Raw genomic sequence first — 19,482 nt, 5'->3', positions numbered from 1 at the left:
TTCCGGAAAGCCCCTGTCACGGCGTGGCGTGGGCGCTCTACCATCGCTCTATCCGTAGCAGGCTCTCCTCCGTTTGTGCCGGCGCCCGGGTCTACGCGGGCATACCGGCTTCTACGGAGCATCGGGGGATGCACATGACCAGCGCTCCGCACCTGCTGACCGAAGACCGGCCGGAGTTCGATCGGCTCGTCGACGAGGCGCTGCGCGCCGCGCGCGAGCGGCCCGCGCTCGCCACTCTCGGCGAACGGCTGAACGCCGAACAGCTGCGCACCATGGCCCAGGGGGCCAGCGCCCTGCTGGCGGCCGCGGCCGCCGCCGAGTACGGCCACTACGTGAAGGTCCGCGAGGAACGACGCGACGAGGCACTGGCCGCGCCCGGCACGACAGGGGACGAGGACGGCACCCAGGGCAGCGGCGGCGGCGCGGGCATCAGTGCCGTGGTCGCGGTCCTCGCGCCGGTCCTGGCGGGCACCGCCATGCTGATCTTCCTGCTCGTCGGCTACATACTGAAGGCGATCGAGCCCGAACCCGCCTTCGCCGACACGATGGTGACGGCAGGTTGGCTCTTCGGTGGGCTCACCGTGGCCGCCCTGGTCTTCGCCGTGATCGGGTTGCTGGTGACGGCCGTCCGCAACAGCGCGACCGAGGTGGCGGCGGACGAGACCGAGGCGATACCCGACGAGGTCGCGCGGGCCCGCGAGGCCTGGCGGCACGCGCTGCTGGAGCGCGGCATCATGCCGTTCCTGCGGGACGCGCTGGCCGACCCGAGCGCCGGCCCGGGCTTCCCCGCCCCCCGCACACCGGCGGCCGGCCGCATCCCCAACCTGGGATACAGCCGGCCCGACTTCACCAGCCCGGCATCCCCGTCGGAGAGCCCGCTGCCCGGCTACACACCTCCGGACTTCACGAGCCCGGACTTCGGCGGTCCGGAACGCCAGCCGGACCAGAACTGACCTCGCGCGCGCCTGCAGCCGCTCGGGCAGGTGGTGAGCCCCTCCGGGCGTATCGGGCATACCCGGGGTCCAGGTGGTCGCCTGATGGCGAGGGCCCGCGACTCCCCCCATAGGGTCGCGGGTCCTCCCCGTCAGCCGTTGCGGCCGACGACGGCGTGCGTCAGTCGGCCAGCGGCAGGTAGACACGGTTGCCCGAGGCCGCGAACTCGGCGGACTTCTCCGCCATGCCCGCCTGGATCTCCTCGGCCTTCAGGTCGCCACCGTGCTGGCGGCGGATGTCCTGCGAGATCTTCATCGAGCAGAACTTCGGACCGCACATGGAGCAGAAGTGCGCGGTCTTGGCCGGCTCCGCCGGGAGGGTCTCGTCGTGGAACTCGCGGGCCGTGTCCGGATCGAGGGCCAGGTTGAACTGGTCCTCCCAGCGGAACTCGAACCGCGCGTCCGAGAGGGCGTCGTCCCACTCCTGGGCACCCGGGTGTCCCTTGGCCAGGTCCGCGGCGTGCGCCGCGATCTTGTACGTGATGACGCCGGTCTTGACGTCGTCGCGGTTGGGCAGGCCCAGGTGCTCCTTGGGCGTGACGTAGCAGAGCATCGCGGTGCCCCACCAGGCGATCATCGCGGCGCCGATGCCCGAGGTGATGTGGTCGTACGCGGGCGCGACGTCCGTGGTCAGCGGGCCGAGCGTGTAGAACGGCGCCTCCTCGCAGATCTCCTGCTGGAGGTCGATGTTCTCCTTGATCTTGTGCATCGGGACGTGGCCCGGGCCCTCGATCATCGTCTGGACGTTGTGCCGCTTGGCGATCGTGTTCAGCTCGCCCAGCGTCTTCAGCTCGGCGAACTGGGCCTCGTCGTTGGCGTCCGCTATCGAGCCGGGGCGCAGGCCGTCACCGAGCGAGTAGGTGACGTCGTACGTCGCGAGGATGTCGCAGAGCTCCTCGAAGTTCGTGTAGAGGAAGTTCTCCTTGTGGTGCGCCAGGCACCACGCGGCCATGATCGAGCCACCGCGCGAGACGATGCCGGTCTTGCGGCGGGCGGTCAGCGGCACGTAGGGCAGCAGCACGCCGGCGTGGACCGTCATGTAGTCGACGCCCTGCTCGGCCTGCTCGATGACCGTGTCCTTGTAGATTTCCCAGGTCAGGTCCTCGGCACGGCCGTCGACCTTCTCCAGCGCCTGGTAGAGCGGAACGGTGCCGATCGGGACGGGGGAGTTGCGCAGCACCCACTCGCGGGTGGTGTGGATGTTGCGGCCGGTCGAGAGGTCCATGACCGTGTCGGCGCCCCACTTGGTCGCCCAGGTCATCTTGTCGACCTCCTCCTCGATGGAGGAGGTGACCGCGGAGTTGCCGATGTTGGCGTTGACCTTCACCAGGAACCGCTTACCGATGATCATGGGCTCGATCTCGGGGTGGTTCACGTTCGCCGGAAGCACCGCGCGACCTGCGGCGATCTCCTCGCGGACGACCTCGGGGGATACGTTCTCGCGGATCGCGACGTACTCCATCTCCGGGGTGATCTCGCCGCGGCGGGCGTACGCGAGCTGCGTGACGGCGGCGCCGCCGCGACCGCGGCGGGGCTGGCGGGGGCGGCCCGGGAAGACGGCGTCGAGGTTCTTGAGGCCGCCGCGCGGCGAGGTGTGCTTGATGCCGTCGTCCTCGGGGCGCGCGGGGCGGCCCGCGTACTCCTCGGTGTCCCCGCGGCTGATGATCCAGTTCTCGCGCAGCGGCGCGAGGCCGCGGCGGACGTCGGTCTCGATCTGCGGGTCGGTGTACGGACCGGACGTGTCGTACAGCGTCACGTCCTTGCCGTTGGTGAGGTGGACCTGGCGGACCGGCACCCGGAGGTCGGGGCGGGAGCCCGCCAGGTATCCCTTGTGCCAGCCGGGCTGGCGCTCGGTCCGGCCGTCGGCGTCCTGGCTGACGGCAGGCGTGCGTGCGTCCTGAATGGTCATGAGACCTGATCTCCCTACGCCGGCATTACCCGGTAACAGGTTCGGCGGTCGACGCAGCCTCTTCCCGTACGCATCTGTGATGCCCGTACGGTGATCAGCGTCCTCTCAGCCCGGTGCTCCGAGCTCCCGCGTTGTGCAAAGGTGCCCCCACGCTAGCGTCATCAATGGCGTGCTGAACAGTGGGCCCCCTCATCTCTTGCGATGATCTGCTGGTGACGCCCACGCCGCAGCCCCCCACCGAGCCCACAGAGACCCATGGCCACATCGGCCACGTGCATGCCGACCCCGGACCGTCCGCCAGACCGTCCGACGGTTCCGGCCGGCACTCCGATCAGCAGTCCGACCGTCACTCCGGCGGCCATTCCGGCGGCCATTCCGGAGGGCGCTCCGGCGGGGACTCCGGAGGGCGCTCCGGCGGGGACTCCGGCGGGGGCCCCTCGGGTCGGTCCCACGACCACGGACACGGCCACGGCCACGGCCATGGCCCGGCGGCCCCCGTCTCGAAGCACCTGCGCAAGGTCATCGCCGCCGTACTGATCCCCTTCGCCGCGGCCGTCTTCGTCGGCATGCTGGTCCTCTGGCCGGGCGGCGCCCCCGGCCACGAGCGCACGGGGGTGGGATTCGACCGGCAGACCCAGCAGGGCGTGGTCACCTCGCTCGAACAGGTCGACTGCAAAACCGTGAACGCCGGCCAGGTCCCGACGACCGCGGCTCCTTCTACCCCCGAGGGCCGCCAGGCCCAGGCCGAGCAGACCGGCGACTGCAAGAAGGCCACCGTCGAGGTCACCAGCGGCCCGGACAAGGGCCGCACCTTCGTGGAGGTCGTCCAGCCGGGCGCGCCGCGGCAGTTGGAGGACGGCCAGGAGGTGGTGGTGGCGTACGCGCCGGACGCCCCGCGGGACCTCCAGTACTCGGTGATCGACGTGAACCGGAAGCTCCCGCTGGCGGTGCTGGCCGGCATCTTCGCCGTCGCCGTGGTCGTCGTCGGCCGGATGCGCGGGCTGTTCGCGCTGATCGCCCTGGTCATCAGCTTCGGTGTGCTGACCCTCTTCATCCTCCCGGCCATCCTGCAGGGATCGAACCCGCTGGTCGTCGCGGTGGTCGGGGCGAGCGCCATCATGCTGATCGCGCTGTACATGTGTCACGGCCTGACGGCCCGGACCTCGGTGGCCGTCCTCGGCACGCTCGTCTCGCTGCTGCTGATCGGTCTGCTGGGCTCGGTGTTCATCGACTGGGCGTTCCTCAGCGGCAACACCGACGACAACACCGGACTGATCCACGGGCTGTACCCGGAGATCGACATGAGTGGTCTGCTGCTCGCAGGCATCATCATCGGATCGCTGGGCGTGCTCGACGACGTGACGGTCACCCAGACTTCGGCGGTCTGGGAACTCCACCAGGCAGACGCCGCGATGGGGCGGCGAGCGCTGTACAAGGCGGCCATCAGGATCGGTCGCGACCACATCGCGTCGGTGGTCAACACCCTGGTGCTCGCCTACGCGGGTGCCGCGCTGCCGCTGCTCCTGCTGTTCTCGATCGCCAACAGCAGCATGGGCTCGGTGGCCAACAGCGAGCTGGTCGCGGTGGAGATCGTACGGACCCTCGTGGGGTCGATCGGCCTGGTGGCCTCGGTCCCCCTGACCACCGCACTGGCCGCGCTGGTGGTGTCCGCCGACCGAACGGGGTCCCCGGCCGGCGCCCCGGCCGCGGGGCCGGTCCGTGGCCGGGGCCGACGGCGCAAGCGCTGACCAGCTAGATCAGCCGGCGTTCTGCTCGTTCTGCTGCGATTCGGCGAGGATCTTGCCGAGAGCCTCGTCGAGGTTCTCCTCGAAGTCCCCCAGGTTGCGCTCCTGTCCGAGCGGAACGATCCGGTCGGTCCGGTCGAGGAACGCGACGAGCGGCGCCGCGCTGGCGCGGAACAGGGCCCGGTCGCCGCCGACCTGGAGACGGATGTGGACGTCGGACAGGTCCTCCGGGTGGGTGGGGGCGATGTGCACATCGCCGTCACCGCATGGCTTGTTGATGCCGTCGAGAAGCAGTTCGCGGCCGAACGCCCAGGTCACGGGCGCGTCTCCGGGAAGGTGGAAGGTCAGGCGGACTGCGTAGGGGTCGCGTGCGTCGTACCGGAGTTCCACCGGAATCCGGAACGAGAGCTCCTCGGAAACGAGGAAGCTCATCATGACCTCTGCCTGTACCGACTCGCGCATTGACTACCCCGCTGTAGTTGAAGTGGCCAGGAATGATCGCCCAAGACCCACTTGACAAGAGTGGTGGAAGCGGTAGCAGATCACAAGGAGTGAGTTTTCAGATACTGATAGAGAACGAGAGGGTACTCAACAGCGCGCCTACTTCACTCTGTAGCCGATTGACTACATACAGCAATCGCTCTTCTTGGTGGAGAGGTAGAGAAATGGCCATCGTTGCGACCGTATCGCCGGCCGTAATGGGGATGGCGGCACAGATCGTGCCGAGGGCATATTCCTGACGTTCGATCACCGGCTGCATTCGCCCGAGCGCCCCGATCCGGTCTTCCAGGGACCGTAGATCGCGGACGGTATAGGGGGTGATGGCCTCGACCGGATGACGGTCGTAGTACTCCTTGCGCGTCTTCTCGTCGAGTTGCCCGAGCAGGCACTGCCCGATGGCGTGCGCATGGCCGGTCGCCCGGAAGTCGGCCCACTCCTCGCAGGCCGGGCTGGCCGGGGTGTCCGAGACACCCACGACCTCGATCTCACCCTCGCGGTAGACAGCGAAGTAGACGGGGGCCCCGACCGTGTCGCGGAAGTGCGCGAGCGAGTCGAGGATCATGCTGCGACGTTTCTGCTGGAGTCCCCCATCGGCGAGTCGCGCCGCGGCCTCGCCCAGTACGAACACTCCGCGCACTCTGCGCAGATAGCCCTCGTGCGTGAGTGTGCGCAACAGATGGTACGCGGTGGGAAGCGGGAGCCCGGCCTCGCGCGCCAGCTGTTTTGCCGGGGCTCCCTCGCCATGGGACCCCGCCGCTTCGAGCAGCCTCAGCGCGCGCTGCACCGAACCGATCAGAGTCGGCACACCGGCATTGTGAATCGGAGACAAAGCTCACCCCCAGGCGTGGCGGCGGGCCCTTGGGGAGGCCCGCCCTGCGGAGGGACCGCCCCCGCGCGTGCCGTGGCTCCTGGGGGTCGTACTCGGCGGCTCGTTTGCGGCGCCGCAGGTCAGAGCGGCAGGTCGGAACGGTGGTACCGGCTTTCGGTGCCCAGGGAACGGCATAGATTGCCACTCTATCCACCGATTCCGGAGATGTGAGCCGTTCAGCGGGTCATGTTCCCTCACCTGGCTCAATCCCGTATCCGCCCGGACCGCTCCTGGCTACCACTCGCCGGAGGAGGACTTCGAGCCGCCGCCGCTGAACTTCTTCACCACGAAGATCAGGCCGACGACGAGGCCGACGAAGAGAAGCAGCTTGAAGACGATTCCGATCAGCGCGCCCAGGATGCTGGTGATCACACCGCCGAAGACGAAGAGGGCCAGCAGCGGAACCGCCACCCACTTAACCCACCAGGGCATGCCTGCGAATGTCTCTCGGATGCCGTCCATGTCCTCGACCTCTTCTTCGTCCGTCACTTCGTCCGTTGCTTCCTGCTCCCGATGCTAGGAGTCCAGGGCCTCGTTCCGGGGCCAGCGAGCCCCCGGAGTCCCCTGATCCGCCCCCTAGGGGGATCAGGGCCGTGACCCTCATCCGGCCGGACCGCTCAGCCCTCCGGAGGAGAGAAGACCACCATCACCTTCAGGTCCTCGGTGATGTGGTGGAACTTGTGCGCGGCACCCGCCGGGACGTAGACGACGCTGCCGCGCGCCACGGTCGTCGTCTCCTCCCCGACCGTGATCGAAGCCCGGCCACTGACGACGAAGTACACCTCGTCCTGCCGGTGCGGAAGCTGCGGATCTGTCTGTCCGGCGTCGAGCGCGTACAGCCCGACCGACATGTTCCGCTCGCGCAGGAACTGCAGATAGGCGCCGTCGTTCGCGGCCCGCTCCGCTTCGAGCTCGTCAAGCCGGAAGGCTTTCATCGTGGTTGTGCCCCTTGTACTCGATCGTTCCCACGCATCCGCTGATCCGCGGATGTCCCACCGGGATCTTCTCTGCCACGATCAGACACATGACGAATTTCGTAGTCAAGACGCTCGCCAACGCGGCCGCCCTGGCCGTCGCCATCTGGCTGCTTTCCGGCATCACCCTCGACGACGGCAGCAGCACGGGCCGACGGGCGCTCACCCTGATCCTGGTCGCGCTGGTCTTCGGCCTCGTCAACTTGCTCGTCAAGCCGTTGGTGAAGCTGCTCTCGCTGCCGCTGTTCATTCTCACCCTCGGCCTGTTCACCCTCGTCGTGAACGCCCTGATGCTGCTGCTGACCTCGTGGCTGGCCTCGAAGCTCGATCTCAGCTTCCACGTCGACGGCTTCTGGACCGCGCTCCTCGGCGGCCTGATCATCTCCCTCGTCTCCTGGGCCGTGAACATGGTCCTGCCCGACAAGGACTGAACGGGCCCGCCATGTACCGCGTCTGCTTCGTCTGCACGGGCAACATATGCCGCTCCCCCATGGCCGAGTCGGTCTTCCGCGCCCGCGTGGCGGCGGACGGACTCGACGCCCTGGTCGAGGTGGACAGCGCCGGGACCGGCGGCTGGCACGAGGGGAACGGCGCCGATCCGCGCACCATCGCCGTCCTGGAGGCGGCCGGCTACGAGCAGGACCACCGGGCCCGCCGGTTCCGCTCCTCCTGGTTCGCCCGCCTGGACCTCGTCATCGCGCTCGACGCCGGGCATCTGCGGGACCTCCGGGCGCTCGCGCCCACTGCGCAGGATGCCGCCAAGGTGCGGCTGCTGCGGTCCTACGATCCTGCGGCCTCGGCCGCGGAGACCGACGTACCCGACCCCTACTACGGGCCGCTCGACGGGTTCGAGGAGTGCCTGGAGCTGGTCGAGGCCGCGAGCCCCGGCCTGCTGGACGCCGTACGCGCCGCCGTGAAGGAGCCCACCACGTGAACGAATACGCCTCCCTGCCCCGGGAGACCGGAGCGTCCGCGCTCGGCGACGGCACCCGCGCCGTCCGGGCGGGACTGCCCGAGGCCGTCAAGAACGAGCCGCCCCTGCCCGGACCGGTCTTCGCCGCCCACTTCCACCTCCCCGGCGACGTCGAGGGCCCGTACGCCTACGGCCGCGACACCAACCCCACCTGGACGCTGCTGGAACGGGCGATCGGGGAACTGGAGGCCCCCGGCGAGGACGTGCACACCATCGTCTTCGCCTCCGGCATGGCGGCGGTCTCCGCCGTCCTCTTCTCCCAGGCGCACACCGGTGACACCGTGGTCCTCCCCGACGACGGCTACCAGGCGCTGCCCCTGCTACGCGAGCAGCTGGAGGCGTACGGGATCCGCGTACGCACCGCGCCGACCGGCAACGACGCGCAGCTCGCAGTCCTCGACGGGGCCCGGCTGCTGTGGATCGAGACCCCTTCCAACCCGGGCCTCGACGTGTGCGACGTACGCCGCCTCGTGGACGCGGCGCACGCCGGCCGGACCCTGGTCGCCGTCGACAACACCCTGGCCACCCCGCTCGGGCAACGGCCCCTGGAACTGGGCGCGGACTTCTCGGTGGCGAGCGGCACCAAGGGCCTCACCGGACATGGCGACGTACTGCTCGGGTACGTCGTGTGCCGCGATCCGGAGCTCGCCGCCCGTGTCCGGCGGTGGCGCAAGATCGTCGGTGCCATCCCGGGTCCCATGGAGGCCTGGCTCGCCCACCGCTCGCTCGCCACGATCCAGCTGCGCGCGCAGCGCCAGTGGGCCAACGCGCTGGCCGTGGCCGAGGCGCTGACGCACCGGACGGACGTGAGCGGGCTGCGCTACCCGGGGCTCCTCAGGGACCGCTCCCACAAGACGGCCGTCCGGCAGATGCGGGGCTTCGGGTCGGTGGTCTCCTTCACCCTGCCCGACCGCGCGCACGCGGAGCGGTTCATGGCGGCCCTGCTCCTGGTCGAGGACGCCACGAGTTTCGGCGGGGTACGGTCCACCGCCGAGCGGCGCGGGCGCTGGGGCGGCGACGCCGTACCGGAGGGCTTCATCCGATTCTCCGCCGGCGCTGAGGACACCGGGGACCTGGTCGCGGACGTGCTGCGCGCCCTGGACCACGCGGGGGCTTAGGCCGTCTCTGGGTCGTGGAGAAACGGTCCGAGCCTCCCCCCTGGTGGCTCGGACCTCCCTGGGTTCCGGGCTCACTGAGCGGCCCTCGTCGACAGGGACCGGCTGCGCGAAGAGGGTTCCGCCGCGCTGGAGGCATCCCACTAATCGAGGCCCTCCAAGCCTGCCGCTCGTCACCCGCCACCGGGCCGCCGTCTTCGCTGCGCACCTGGTTCCTCGGCGTGCGGACCGGCAGCCTCGCTCTCGCCCACCGCGCTTTGGGCGCACGACCGGCTGCTGGATGCCGCGGCGCACTGGTGAGTCCCCTTTTCCGGCCGTGGCGCGTTTCAGAAGCGGAACGGCGGGCCACTCTTCTTCCATGACCGAACGTCCCGTCGTCAAACGCACCGCCCGCGCGATCCTGCTCGACGGTGACGACCTGATCCTCATCAAACGCACCAGGCCCGGCGTCGATCCGTACTGGCTCACCCCCGGCGGGGGAGTGGAGTCCTCGGACTCCACCGTCGTCGACGCCCTGCACCGGGAGGTCCACGAAGAACTCGGCGCGAAGATCACCGATGTGGTGCCCTGCTTCGTCGACACCGTCGAGCACATCGCCGACGGGGGCGTGACCGGCGTGAAGGTGCAGCACTTCTTCGTCTGCCGCCTCGAATCGATGGACCCGAGCCTCCGGCACGGACCCGAGGTCGACGAGCCCGAGGGTGAGTACGAGATCGTCCGCGTGCCCTTCAGCCGGGTGGGCATCGCCGCCGTCCATCTCGTCCCGCTGTCCCTGCGGCACTACCTCGACGGCAACATCGAGGGTGTCCGCGCCATGCACGCTTCCGACCTGGGCTGAGGACGGCATGAGACCGGCGGGCTGCCTCCGGTCTCAGCCGGCGATGCCGACCAGTTCCTCCACCGCGTCGTGCCGGATCCGGTCGCAGGGGATGCCGATCCGCAGGAGCTCGTCCACTCCGTTGCGGATCATCGCGGGCGGCCCGGAGATGAAGGCGTCGTACGAGCTCCATGGCCCGTGCTCACCCACCGCGTGCGGCAGCTGTCCGGCCAGCCCGTCGCCGACCACCGGACGTACCGACAGCCACGGGTGCGAGCGCTGGAGGCCCAGCAGCGTGTCCTTGTCGTAGAGGTCGCTGTCACTGCGGGCCCCGAAGAACACCTCGACCGGCCGCCGCTCGCCGTGCACGGCCACGTCTTCGATCAGCGCTTTGATCGGAGCGATCCCCGTGCCCCCGCCCAGGCACAGCATGCCGTTGTCCGTGGTGTGGTCCACCACCATCGATCCGGCCGGCGGTCCCAGGCGCAGTACGTCTCCCGGGCGGGCGTGGCGCACCAGCGCGTTGGAGACCCAGCCCGCGGGGACGGCCTTGACGTGGAAGGACAGCAGTCCGTCGGCGCGCGGCGCCGAGGCGAAGGAGTAGTGCCGCCATACCCGCGGCCACCACGGGGTCTCCAGGCTCGCGTACTGGCCGGCGAGGAAGGCGTAGGGCTGGTCGGGGCGGATGGTCAGCACCGCGATGTCCGGGGTGCGCAGATCATGGGAGACCACCTCGGCGTGCCACCATGCCGGGGCCTTCACGTCCTCCTCCGCCGCCGCGTCGATCATGATCTGGGAGATCGCGGTGTACGCCCTCACCCAGGCGGCTTGCGCCTCGGGCCCCCAACTGTCCTGCGCGTACCGGGCCAGTGCCCCGACGAGGGCCTCGCCGACCGCCGGGTAATGACCGGCCATCGTGCCGTACTTGCGGTGCCCGGCGCCCAGTCGGCGCAGATACGGGACGAGGACGTCCGGATTGTCGATGTGCTCGGCGGCGGTCAGCAGGGCCTTCAGCAGCCGGTCCCGCTGCACGTCCATGGCGACGGGGAACATGTCGCGCACTTCCGGGTGCCCGGTGAACACCAGAGCGTAGAAGTACGAGGTCACCTTGCCGGCGACGGGGGCGATCTCCGCGAGGGTTCGGCGGATGAGTACGGCATCCGGTGAGGGCTCGATCGCACCGCCCTCGCCGGATATCCGGGCCGATTCGCGTCTGGCCGATCTGGTGGGCGGAGCGTCCATGCGGTGCCTCGCTTCGAGCATCTCGGTCGGTCTGCACACGCCACGGCCTATGAATCCGTGGTTCCGGGTTTCACAGCGTGCCAGCCGACTCAGAGGCCTGCGGGGAAATGCAGAAAATCCGCGTTTCGAACCCACTTTCCTCCTAAGATGCGTCAACTCCCGGGCGCGTCAGCCCTACGAGGTGGTATGCCTCCCGCAGATCCCGGCCCTCGTAGACATGGGTCGCTCGCTCGGCCAGAAAGGGCCGCGCATTGACCGCCACCGAGACCGGCACCACATCGAAGAGCATCGCGTCGGTCACCGAATCCCCGTAGGCCACGCAGTCGTCCCGGCGCACACCGAACTGCTCGCAGAGGCGGTCCGCCACCATGACCTTGCCCTCGGGCGTCAGGATCCCGGCCTCCTCCACGGGACAGGTGAACGGCACTGCCGGGAAGACCGAGCCGTGCGCGGCATCTGCACCCCACTCCAGCAGCAGCTCCACGAAGAAGGACGGAGACAGGGAGATCACCGCGCAGTAATCCCCGCGTTCCCGGATCTCCTGCCACACGTCCCGGATTCCCGCGAGCCAGGGAGCCCCGTCGAAGGCCGCTCGGACGTGCGCGGGCGTCAGATCGGCCCAGAGCGCGTGGGCGGCCACCGAGAACTGGTGCGGCCTCATCTTCTGCGCGCCGAAGGCACGTTCCAGCTCAGCGATCTCGGCGCTCAACCCGAGCTGGCGGGAAATCTCGACCGGCGACGACGAGCCGTACATCAGCGTCCCGTCGAGATCGAAGAGGTGCAGGAGGGTCATGGCCAACGAGGCTAGCCCGTCGGTTTCACGTGGAACACCGCGTTTCACGTGGAACACGCCGTTTCACGTGAAACATCGTCCGGCGGTCCGGGCGGGCGTGGCTGGTGTTTCACGTGAAACACCAGCCGCAAACCCTCTGGACGGCTCGCGGTCCATGATCCAGTCTGGGCGGGGTGACACCACCACACATCACCGATCTACCGATCCGGGCACTGACCGTGGACGATCTCCGCCGCTGCGCCGACCTCTCCGAAGATCGCGGATGGCTCCGCGAGGACCACAAGTGGCGTCTGCTCCTCGCCGCCGGAAACGGCTACGGCGTCGACGCCCCGGACGGCCGGGGACTCGCGGCCGCCTGTGTCGTCACCCGCTACGGCGAATCCCACGCCGGAGCGGAGCTCGCCGCCATCGGGATGGTTCTCGTGGCCGAACGCTTCGCCCGCCAGGGTCTGGGCCGCCGTCTGATGACCCACGTCTGCGACGGCGTACTCAAGGGCGTCCCCCTCACCTTGCACGCCACTCCCCACGGGCGCCCTCTCTACGAGGAACTGGGCTTCGAGACCACCGGCCGCGCCGAAATGCTGACAGGCGCCTTCCGGCACGAGGGCGCCCCCGCCCGGTACGACGCCTCCCGGGTCCGTCCGGCGACCGCCGAGGATCTGCCCCGCATCCTGAGCCTGGACGCCGAGGTCTTCGGCACCGACCGCACGCACGTGATCACCCGGCTGCCCGCCTTCGCCGACCAGCTGCTCGTCGCCGAGGACCGCTCCGGAGACGGAACACTCACCGGCTACGCCGCGGCCTGGCCCAACATGCACACCCAGGTCATCGGTCCGCTGATCGCCCATGACACCGCGACCGCCCAGTCCCTGGTCACCGCGCTGGCGATCGGCACCGACCGGGAGCTGCGCACCGATGTCGACGTACGGCACGAGGAACTCCTCGCCTGGCTCAAGGACCGGGGTCTGGCCTCCGTCGCCTTCAACGCCGTCATGACCCGGGACATCCCCCGCCTGCCCGGCGACTGGACCCGCCGGTGGGCGCCGCTCACCGTGGCCGCGGGCTGAGAGGAGAACAGATCATGACCGCCACCCCCGAACTGATGATCCGGCCGGCCACCGAGGCCGATGTGCCCGCCATCGTCGCCATGCTGGCCGACGACCCGCTCGGCGCCACCCGCGAGTCCCCGGACGACCTCACCCCGTACCTCGCGGCCCTGAAGCGGCTCACAGGCGACCCGAACCAGCATCTGGTCGTCGCCGTCCGCGCCGACCGTGTCGTGGGCACCCTTCAGCTGACGATCGTTCCGGGGCTCTCCCGCAAGGGGGCCACCCGTTCCATCATCGAGGGCGTCCGCGTACACGCCGACGAACGTGGCGGCGGCCTGGGCACCCGGTTCATCGAATGGGCCGTCGAGACGTCCCGCGCCGAGAACTGCGCTCTGGTGCAGCTGACTTCGGACGTGACCCGGACCGACGCCCACCGCTTCTACGAACGGCTCGGCTTCACCGCCTCGCACCTCGGGTTCAAGCTCCAGCTTTGACCGGGTGTTCCCGCAAGCCGGGCCGTCGTGTCGGCGGCCCGGCCTACGATCGGGAGGATGAGCCTCCCTCTCGTCACCACCGCCGAGCGACGCCACCGGATCGGTCGGCGCCACCGCCTGGCTCCGTCAGCCCGCGCCGCGACCGTCGCGGAGGCGGCGGACTCCGTCGTCGCCCTGCACGCCACCGACGCCGCGACCGTCTTCCTCTCGGCCCGGGCCCGGCTCGCCGCAGGCGGCCCGGACCTGATCGAGCGGGCGCTCTACGAGGACGTAAGCCTCGTGCGCCTGCTCAGCATGCGCAATACGCTCTTCGCGGTCTCCACCGAACTCGCCCCGCACGTCGACGCCTCCACCGCCCGCGCGATCGCCGCGAAGGAGCGCCGCACCCTCCTCAAACACCTCGAGGAGGACGGACAGGGGTTCGGTGCCGCGTGGCTCGCCGGAGCGGAGGCCGCCACGCTCGCCGCCCTCGACGCCCACGGCCCCTCCACCGGCAGCCAGCTGGCCGCGGCCGTGCCCGCGCTGCGCCAGAAGATCACGATCAGCCGCGGCAAGAAGTACGAGGCCGTGCAGGGGGTCGCCACCCGGGTCATCCGGCTGCTCGCCGCCGACGGCCGGATCCGCCGGGACCGACCGCGCGGCTCGTGGACCTCCAGCCAGTACCGCTGGGTCCACACCCAGCCCTGGCCCGCCGTACCCGCCGCCGAGGCCCGTGCCGAGATCGCCCGCCGATGGCTGCGCGCGTACGGCCCCGCCACCGAGGCCGACCTCAAGTGGTGGACCGGCTGGACCCTCACGGAGGTCCGCAAGGCCCTCGCCGCCGTGGGACCCGATCAGGTCCGCCTCGAGGAGGGCACCACCGCCCTGGTCAGCCCCGGAGACACCGAGCCCGAACCGGCACCGGAACCGTGGGCGGCGCTGCTGCCCGGCCTCGACCCCACCGGCATGGGCTGGGCCGACCGAGGGTTCCACCTCGACCCCGCCCACCGAAGCGCCCTGTTCGACTACGCCGGCAACATCGGCCCCACCGTCTGGTGGAACGGCGAGATCGTCGGCGGCTGGGCGCAGCGCCCCGACGGCGAGATCGTCTGGCGGCTGCTGGGCAGCCCCGGCGGAACCGCCGAGCAGGCGATCACCGCCGAGGCTGCGCGGCTCGCCGCATGGGTGGGAGCGGCCCGGATCACCCCGCGCTTCCGTACTCCGCTGGAGCGTGAACTCGTAGCCTGAGCCACTCCTGGACCTGGGCCGTCAGCCGATGCCCCGCCAGCCCTGCGGGTCCACCCCGCCGGGCACCGGGGCGTCGGCGTCGTACGGCTCCCGGGTGAACACGAAGGACGCCAGGTCGAGATGGCTCACCGAGCCGTCAGCACGGCGCACCACTCGCAGCGTCTCACCGGCGTAGTAGCCGAAGAGCCCGGTCCAGCTGCCGTCCGGCTCCGCCCGGAAGCGGGCCGTGCGCCCGCTCACGCCCACCGGCGCCAGTTCCAGCAGCCCGTCCGAGGTCAGGCGCACCACCTGGGCCGAAGTGCCCCAGTACCACGGACCGCAGAGTTCGAGCGGCACGTGGTCCGACTCCAGGAACGGCCGCCACGGCCGCGGGAATCGCGGTTCGGCGTCCGCCACGATCCCCACGAGATCCGCGGCCACCGTCGAGGCCGGAAGTCCCGAGGTGCAGTTCGCCAGCACCATCGCCGCCACGTCGTCCGCCTCGCTCAGCCACAGCCCCGCGACGAAGCCGGGCAGCGATCCGCTGTGCCCCGCGAGCTTCCGCCCGCCGACGGCCGTCAGTTGCATGCCCAGCCCGTAGCCGTGCTCGGCGAGACCGGGCTCCGGAGGCGAGGCCGCCGTACGCATCTCCCGGACGGACTCGGCGCACAGGACGCGCTCGTCCCCGCGCAGCAGGAAGGCGGCGAACCGTGCCAGGTCCCGGGTCGTGGACCACAGCCGGCCGGCTGCCGCCATCAGTCCGAGGTCCTCCAGCGGTTCGGGCATCATCACGTCCGCCCAGGGGTGCACCGCCCAGCCGCCCGCGTGCGGGGCCTGCGGCCGTCCGCTCGTGCGCTCCAGCCCCAGCGGCTCCAGCACCTCGGCCCGGAGCGCCTCTTCCCAGGGTCTTCCGCGCACCGCCTCCACCAGCGAACCCAGCAGGGTGTAACCCGGGTTGGAGTAGTGGTGCCTGGTTCCCGGTGTCAGCTTGAAGGGCTCCTCCCCCAGCACGTCGGCGAGCTCGGGGCGCTGGTCGCCGGGGGTGCGCTCCCACCACTCGCCGGGCGTCTCCGCCGCCAGCCCGCCGGTGTGGGAGAGCAGTTGGGCGATGGTCACCTGTCCGGCGCCGGTGCCCGGCAGGTGCTTCTCCAGCGGATCGGCGAGCGAGATCAGGCCCTCGTCCCGCAGCCGCATCACGAGGACCGCCGTGAACGTCTTGGTGATCGATCCGATCCGGTACTGCACGTCGCCGTCGGGTCCGTGCCCCTCGACCGAGGTCCGGGAGCCCTCCCAGACCACCTCCCCGCCCCGCAGGACGGCCGCCACCACGGACGGCGCCCGCCCTTCACTCTGCGCGACGGCGATCCGGTGCCGCAGCGCGCGCCGGGTGGCGGGGAGAAGTTCCAGGTCCTCAGCAAGCTCATCCATGATCGGATGCTATGTGTTGGCCATGTCCACGAAGCGGGAGTAGTGACCCTGGAAGGCCACCGTGATCGTGGCCGTGGGGCCGTTACGGTGCTTCGCCACGATCAGGTCCGCCTCACCCGCACGGGGGGACTCCTTCTCGTACGCGTCCTCGCGGTGCAGCAGGATCACCATGTCCGCGTCCTGCTCGATCGAACCCGATTCACGCAGGTCGGAGACCATCGGCTTCTTGTCGGTGCGCTGTTCCGGACCACGGTTCAGCTGGGAGAGCGCGATCACGGGGACCTCCAGCTCCTTCGCCAGCAGCTTGAGGTTTCGGGACATGTCCGAGACCTCCTGCTGACGGCTCTCGGGACGGCGCGAGCCGCCCGACTGCATCAGCTGGAGGTAGTCGATGACCACGAGCGAGAGGTCGTTGCGCTGCTTGAGCCGACGGCACTTGGCCCGGATCTCCATCATCGACAGGTTGGGGGAGTCGTCGATGTAGAGCGGGGCGGCGGAGACGTCCGGCATCCGGCGGGCGAGCCGGGTCCAGTCGTCGTCCGTCATCGTGCCCGAGCGCATGTGGTGGAGCGCCACCCGGGCCTCCGCCGAGAGCAGGCGCATGGCGATCTCGTTGCGCCCCATTTCGAGGGAGAAGATCACGCTCGGAAGGTTGCTCTTGATGGAGCAGGCCCGGGCGAAGTCCAGCGCGAGCGTGGACTTACCCATGGCGGGACGGGCGGCGATGACGATCATCTGGCCCGGGTGCAGGCCGTTGGTCAGCGAGTCCAGGTCCGTGAAGCCGGTGGGGACGCCCGACATCTGGCCGCTGCGGGAGCCGATCGCCTCGATCTCGTCGAGGGCGCCCTCCATGATGTCGCCGAGCGGCAGGTAGTCCTCGGAGGTCCGCTGCTCGGTGACGGCGTAGATCTCGGCCTGGGCGCTGTTGACGATCTCGTCGACGTCGCCGTCGGCCGCGTAACCCATCTGCGTGATCTTCGTACCGGCGGCGACCAGGCGGCGCAGGACGGCGCGCTCGTGGACGATCTCCGCGTAGTACTCGGCGTTCGCCGCGGTCGGCACGGACTGGACCAGGGTGTGCAGATACGAGGCTCCGCCCACCTTGCTGATCTCGCCGCGCCGGGTGAGCTCGGCGCCGACGGTGATCGGGTCGGCCGGCTCGCCCTTGGCGTACAGATCGAGGATGGCCTGGTAGATCGTCTCGTGCGAGGGGCGGTAGAAGTCGTGGCCCTTGAGGACCTCGACGACATCCGCGATGGCGTCCTTGGAGAGCAGCATGCCGCCGAGCACCGACTGCTCGGCATCGAGGTCCTGGGGAGGAACGCGCTCGAAGCCGCCGCCACCGCCGGAGTCCCAGGAGCCGCCCTCGCGGCCCCGGTCGTGCTGTTCGTCCCCGCGGCCGCGGCCTTCGCTGTGACGGCGCGGACGGGCGGGCAGACGGTCACCCGGACCGCTGTCGGCCCAGGGGTCGTCCATGGGCTCGGCCATGCTCACCGGGCCGCCTCCTCCCGTCCGCAACGCGGACCTTGCCGTGTCGCTCTTTCTACGACACGGCTCTGACATTTGGGGCACCCGAATCCGCCGGCGGCGAGTCGGGCAACGCACCACGGTAGGCCCGAGAGCGGCATCAGCCAATCTTGTTATCCACAGGCTGTGTGGACGACCTGTGGACGACGGCGCCAATGCTGTGGGTAACTCGCCGGAAGCTGTGCACGGACCGGGGGACGACGCTGTGGACAAAATCACCTGCACCACCCTGTTACCGCCCCTGACCTGCAGCTTCCTCGTCCAGAAGCGGCCGTGGAGAAATTTCTCGGCCACCCTCTCGAGATCGCCTCCAACGAGGTGTGAGGAACGCCCAAGTCAACGCGCCAGTAAGGATCCAAGGCTGGTTGCATCCATTACCTGTGGAAGATTAGATTGAGCGCATGACACAGGCACTCGCAGCGCCCAAGGCAGGGCCGGGACGGCATGACCGAGAGATCTTCGCACTCGCTCTCCCTGCCTTCGGCGCACTTGTCGCCGAGCCCCTGTTCGTGATGGCAGACAGCGCCATCGTGGGGCACCTCGGCACTCCCCAGCTGGCCGGCCTCGGCATCGCCGCCGCGGTACTGACCACCGCCGTGAGCGTCTTCGTCTTCCTCGCCTACGCCACCACTGCGGCCGTCTCCCGCCGCGTCGGCGCGGGAGACCTCCGGGCGGGCATCCGGCAGGGGATCGACGGCATCTGGCTCGCCCTCCTGCTGGGCGCGGCCGTCGTCGCCGTGGTGCTGCCGGCCACCCCCTCACTCGTCTCGCTCTTCGGGGCCTCCGACACCGTCGCTCCGTACGCGATCACCTATCTGCGGATCTCCGCCCTGGGTATCCCAGCCATGCTCATGGTCCTGGCCGCCACTGGGGTCATCCGCGGCCTCCAGGACACCCGTACGCCGCTCTACGTCGCCATCGGCGGCTTCGCCCTCAACGCAGGCCTGAACGTCGCCCTGGTCTACGGTGCGGGCCTCGGCATCGCCGGTTCCGCCTGGGGCACGGTCATCGCCCAGTGCGCCATGGCCGCTGCCTTCCTCGTCGTGGTCGTCCGAGGAGCCCGGCGCCACGGCGCCTCGCTGCGCCCCGACCCCGCGGGGATCCGGGCCTGTGCCCAGGCGGGCGCTCCGCTGCTGGTCCGCACCCTGTCGCTGCGCGCGATCCTGTTGATCGCCACCGGCGTGGCCGCCCGGCTCGGCGACGCCGACATCGCCGCCCACCAGATCCTGCTCTCCCTGTGGAGCCTGCTCGCCTTCGCCCTGGACGCCATAGCGATCGCCGGGCAGGCGATCATCGGCCGCTACCTGGGCGCGGGCGACACCGACGGCGCCAGGGCCGTCTGCCGCCGCATGGTGCAGTGGGGGATCGCCTCCGGCGTCGTGCTCGGTCTGCTGGTCGTCCTGTCCCGCCCGGTGTTCATCCCGCTGTTCACCGGTGATCCGGCCGTCGAGGCGGCCCTGCTGCCCGCCCTGCTGGTCGTGGCCCTCTCCCAGCCGGTCTCCGGCATCGTCTTCGTGCTCGACGGGGTCCTGATGGGCGCCGGAGACGGCCGCTACCTGGCCCGCGCCATGCTCCTGACCCTCGCCGCCTTCGCCCCGGCCGCACTGCTCGTGCCGGTCCTCGGTGGCGGCCTGACGGCGCTCTGGTGGGCCATGACGCTGATGATGATGGTCCGGATGATCACCCTGCGGCTGCGCGCCCGCTCGGGCCGGTGGCTGATCGTCGGGGCCACCCGCTGACGACTGTCCGGGCCCTTCCGTGTTTCACGTGAAACACGCCCCGGTCCGTCCCTGCCCGTGTTTCACGTGAAACGGCGCCGGAAAACGACGAAGGGCCGCACCCCAGGGGG

At 70.1% G+C, this 19,482-nt stretch carries 19 protein-coding genes; 10 read left to right on the top strand and 9 right to left on the bottom strand.

The window, feature by feature from the left end; genetic code table 11:
• Positions 1 to 128: 128 nt before the first annotated feature.
• Positions 129 to 953 carry a hypothetical protein gene (locus ACWGIU_RS01595; RefSeq protein WP_453701692.1) on the top strand — a complete coding sequence of 275 codons (825 nt, stop codon included), beginning with the start codon at positions 129 to 131 and terminating at the stop codon, positions 951 to 953.
• 160 nt (positions 954 to 1,113) lie between these two features.
• Here ACWGIU_RS01595 and thiC read toward each other — a convergent pair whose 3' ends face one another.
• Positions 1,114 to 2,901, bottom strand: a complete 1,788-nt coding sequence (thiC, locus tag ACWGIU_RS01590) for a phosphomethylpyrimidine synthase ThiC (protein ID WP_453701691.1) — start codon at positions 2,899 to 2,901, stop codon at positions 1,114 to 1,116.
• Between the two features lie 212 nt (positions 2,902 to 3,113).
• On the opposite strand from thiC, the gene ACWGIU_RS01585 reads away from it, so the two are divergent.
• A complete protein-coding gene (locus ACWGIU_RS01585; RefSeq protein ID WP_453701690.1) occupies positions 3,114 to 4,649 on the top strand; it encodes a YibE/F family protein in 1,536 nt (511 codons plus the stop codon).
• A gap of 9 nt (positions 4,650 to 4,658) precedes the next feature.
• On the opposite strand, the gene ACWGIU_RS01580 is transcribed toward ACWGIU_RS01585, so the two are convergent.
• The 4 genes from ACWGIU_RS01580 to ACWGIU_RS01565 all read right to left on the bottom strand — a co-directional run bounded on the left by ACWGIU_RS01580 (position 4,659) and on the right by ACWGIU_RS01565 (position 6,950).
• On the bottom strand, positions 4,659 to 5,108 hold the full coding sequence (locus tag ACWGIU_RS01580; protein ID WP_030008369.1) for an SsgA family sporulation/cell division regulator: 450 nt from the start codon (positions 5,106 to 5,108) through the stop codon (positions 4,659 to 4,661).
• A gap of 97 nt (positions 5,109 to 5,205) precedes the next feature.
• Positions 5,206 to 5,952, bottom strand: coding sequence for an IclR family transcriptional regulator (locus ACWGIU_RS01575; protein WP_453701689.1), 747 nt, complete (start codon positions 5,950 to 5,952; stop codon positions 5,206 to 5,208).
• A gap of 297 nt (positions 5,953 to 6,249) precedes the next feature.
• On the bottom strand, positions 6,250 to 6,477 hold the full coding sequence (locus tag ACWGIU_RS01570; RefSeq protein ID WP_453701702.1) for a DUF5326 family protein: 228 nt from the start codon (positions 6,475 to 6,477) through the stop codon (positions 6,250 to 6,252).
• A gap of 155 nt (positions 6,478 to 6,632) precedes the next feature.
• Positions 6,633 to 6,950 (bottom strand): cupin domain-containing protein, encoded by a 318-nt coding sequence (locus tag ACWGIU_RS01565; protein ID WP_453701688.1) that lies wholly within the window; start codon positions 6,948 to 6,950, stop codon positions 6,633 to 6,635.
• A gap of 89 nt (positions 6,951 to 7,039) precedes the next feature.
• On the opposite strand from ACWGIU_RS01565, the gene ACWGIU_RS01560 reads away from it, so the two are divergent.
• From ACWGIU_RS01560 to ACWGIU_RS01545, 4 genes are all read left to right on the top strand, one after another.
• Positions 7,040 to 7,420, top strand: coding sequence for a phage holin family protein (locus ACWGIU_RS01560; protein ID WP_453701687.1), 381 nt, complete (start codon positions 7,040 to 7,042; stop codon positions 7,418 to 7,420).
• An 11-nt stretch (positions 7,421 to 7,431) separates the two neighbouring features.
• Positions 7,432 to 7,923, top strand: a complete 492-nt coding sequence (locus tag ACWGIU_RS01555) for a low molecular weight protein-tyrosine-phosphatase (RefSeq protein WP_453701686.1) — start codon at positions 7,432 to 7,434, stop codon at positions 7,921 to 7,923.
• Entirely contained in the window at positions 7,920 to 9,080 is a 1,161-nt protein-coding gene (locus ACWGIU_RS01550; RefSeq protein WP_453701685.1) for a cystathionine gamma-lyase, read from the top strand. Before ACWGIU_RS01555 ends, ACWGIU_RS01550 begins: the two co-directional genes overlap by 4 nt.
• Before the next feature lie 355 nt (positions 9,081 to 9,435).
• Entirely contained in the window at positions 9,436 to 9,915 is a 480-nt protein-coding gene (locus ACWGIU_RS01545; protein ID WP_453701684.1) for an NUDIX domain-containing protein, read from the top strand.
• Positions 9,916 to 9,948: 33 nt separating this feature from the next.
• On the opposite strand, the gene ACWGIU_RS01540 is transcribed toward ACWGIU_RS01545, so the two are convergent.
• Together ACWGIU_RS01540 and ACWGIU_RS01535 are read right to left on the bottom strand one after the other, a co-directional pair.
• A complete protein-coding gene (locus tag ACWGIU_RS01540; protein WP_453701683.1) occupies positions 9,949 to 11,157 on the bottom strand; it encodes a globin domain-containing protein in 1,209 nt (402 codons plus the stop codon).
• Between the two features lie 121 nt (positions 11,158 to 11,278).
• Entirely contained in the window at positions 11,279 to 11,929 is a 651-nt protein-coding gene (locus ACWGIU_RS01535; protein ID WP_453701682.1) for an HAD family hydrolase, read from the bottom strand.
• A gap of 173 nt (positions 11,930 to 12,102) precedes the next feature.
• On the opposite strand from ACWGIU_RS01535, the gene ACWGIU_RS01530 reads away from it, so the two are divergent.
• The 3 genes from ACWGIU_RS01530 to ACWGIU_RS01520 are packed head-to-tail and all read left to right on the top strand — an operon-like array spanning position 12,103 to position 14,699.
• Entirely contained in the window at positions 12,103 to 12,996 is an 894-nt protein-coding gene (locus ACWGIU_RS01530) for a GNAT family N-acetyltransferase (protein WP_453701681.1), read from the top strand.
• Between the two features lie 14 nt (positions 12,997 to 13,010).
• Complete coding sequence (locus tag ACWGIU_RS01525) at positions 13,011 to 13,472, top strand: N-acetyltransferase family protein (protein WP_453701680.1); 462 nt, start codon at positions 13,011 to 13,013, stop codon at positions 13,470 to 13,472.
• Positions 13,473 to 13,529: 57 nt separating this feature from the next.
• Entirely contained in the window at positions 13,530 to 14,699 is a 1,170-nt protein-coding gene (locus ACWGIU_RS01520; protein ID WP_453701679.1) for a winged helix DNA-binding domain-containing protein, read from the top strand.
• Between the two features lie 21 nt (positions 14,700 to 14,720).
• Here ACWGIU_RS01520 and ACWGIU_RS01515 read toward each other — a convergent pair whose 3' ends face one another.
• Together ACWGIU_RS01515 and dnaB are read right to left on the bottom strand one after the other, a co-directional pair.
• Positions 14,721 to 16,106: a serine hydrolase domain-containing protein gene (locus tag ACWGIU_RS01515; protein ID WP_453701678.1), complete on the bottom strand. Its 1,386-nt coding sequence runs from the start codon at positions 16,104 to 16,106 to the stop codon at positions 14,721 to 14,723.
• 9 nt (positions 16,107 to 16,115) lie between these two features.
• Positions 16,116 to 17,582: a replicative DNA helicase gene (gene dnaB / locus ACWGIU_RS01510; protein ID WP_453701701.1), complete on the bottom strand. Its 1,467-nt coding sequence runs from the start codon at positions 17,580 to 17,582 to the stop codon at positions 16,116 to 16,118.
• 452 nt (positions 17,583 to 18,034) lie between these two features.
• Between dnaB and ACWGIU_RS01505 the strand changes: the two genes are divergently transcribed.
• The gene (locus ACWGIU_RS01505; protein ID WP_453701677.1) at positions 18,035 to 19,372 is read left to right on the top strand and encodes an MATE family efflux transporter; all 1,338 of its coding nucleotides are present in this window, start codon (positions 18,035 to 18,037) and stop codon (positions 19,370 to 19,372) included.
• Positions 19,373 to 19,482 lie beyond the last annotated feature (110 nt).

The sequence above is a fragment of the Streptomyces sp. NPDC054840 genome, assembly GCF_053611065.1.
This window is presented reverse-complemented; position numbering and strand designations above follow the sequence as displayed.

Bases quoted from the DNA above. Each gene is read 5' to 3' on its own strand.
- ACWGIU_RS01595 (WP_453701692.1), top strand. From the start codon at position 129: ATGCACATGACCAGCGCTCCGCACCTGCTGACCGAAGACCGGCCGGAG.
- thiC (WP_453701691.1), bottom strand. From the start codon at position 2,901: ATGACCATTCAGGACGCACGCACGCCTGCCGTCAGCCAGGACGCCGAC.
- ACWGIU_RS01580 (WP_030008369.1), bottom strand. From the start codon at position 5,108: ATGCGCGAGTCGGTACAGGCAGAGGTCATGATGAGCTTCCTCGTTTCC.
- ACWGIU_RS01570 (WP_453701702.1), bottom strand. From the start codon at position 6,477: ATGGACGGCATCCGAGAGACATTCGCAGGCATGCCCTGGTGGGTTAAG.
- ACWGIU_RS01565 (WP_453701688.1), bottom strand. From the start codon at position 6,950: ATGAAAGCCTTCCGGCTTGACGAGCTCGAAGCGGAGCGGGCCGCGAAC.
- ACWGIU_RS01560 (WP_453701687.1), top strand. From the start codon at position 7,040: ATGACGAATTTCGTAGTCAAGACGCTCGCCAACGCGGCCGCCCTGGCC.
- ACWGIU_RS01555 (WP_453701686.1), top strand. From the start codon at position 7,432: ATGTACCGCGTCTGCTTCGTCTGCACGGGCAACATATGCCGCTCCCCC.
- ACWGIU_RS01545 (WP_453701684.1), top strand. From the start codon at position 9,436: ATGACCGAACGTCCCGTCGTCAAACGCACCGCCCGCGCGATCCTGCTC.
- ACWGIU_RS01540 (WP_453701683.1), bottom strand. From the start codon at position 11,157: ATGCTCGAAGCGAGGCACCGCATGGACGCTCCGCCCACCAGATCGGCC.
- ACWGIU_RS01535 (WP_453701682.1), bottom strand. From the start codon at position 11,929: ATGACCCTCCTGCACCTCTTCGATCTCGACGGGACGCTGATGTACGGC.
- ACWGIU_RS01525 (WP_453701680.1), top strand. From the start codon at position 13,011: ATGACCGCCACCCCCGAACTGATGATCCGGCCGGCCACCGAGGCCGAT.
- ACWGIU_RS01520 (WP_453701679.1), top strand. From the start codon at position 13,530: ATGAGCCTCCCTCTCGTCACCACCGCCGAGCGACGCCACCGGATCGGT.
- ACWGIU_RS01515 (WP_453701678.1), bottom strand. From the start codon at position 16,106: ATGGATGAGCTTGCTGAGGACCTGGAACTTCTCCCCGCCACCCGGCGC.
- dnaB (WP_453701701.1), bottom strand. From the start codon at position 17,582: ATGGACGACCCCTGGGCCGACAGCGGTCCGGGTGACCGTCTGCCCGCC.
- ACWGIU_RS01505 (WP_453701677.1), top strand. From the start codon at position 18,035: ATGACACAGGCACTCGCAGCGCCCAAGGCAGGGCCGGGACGGCATGAC.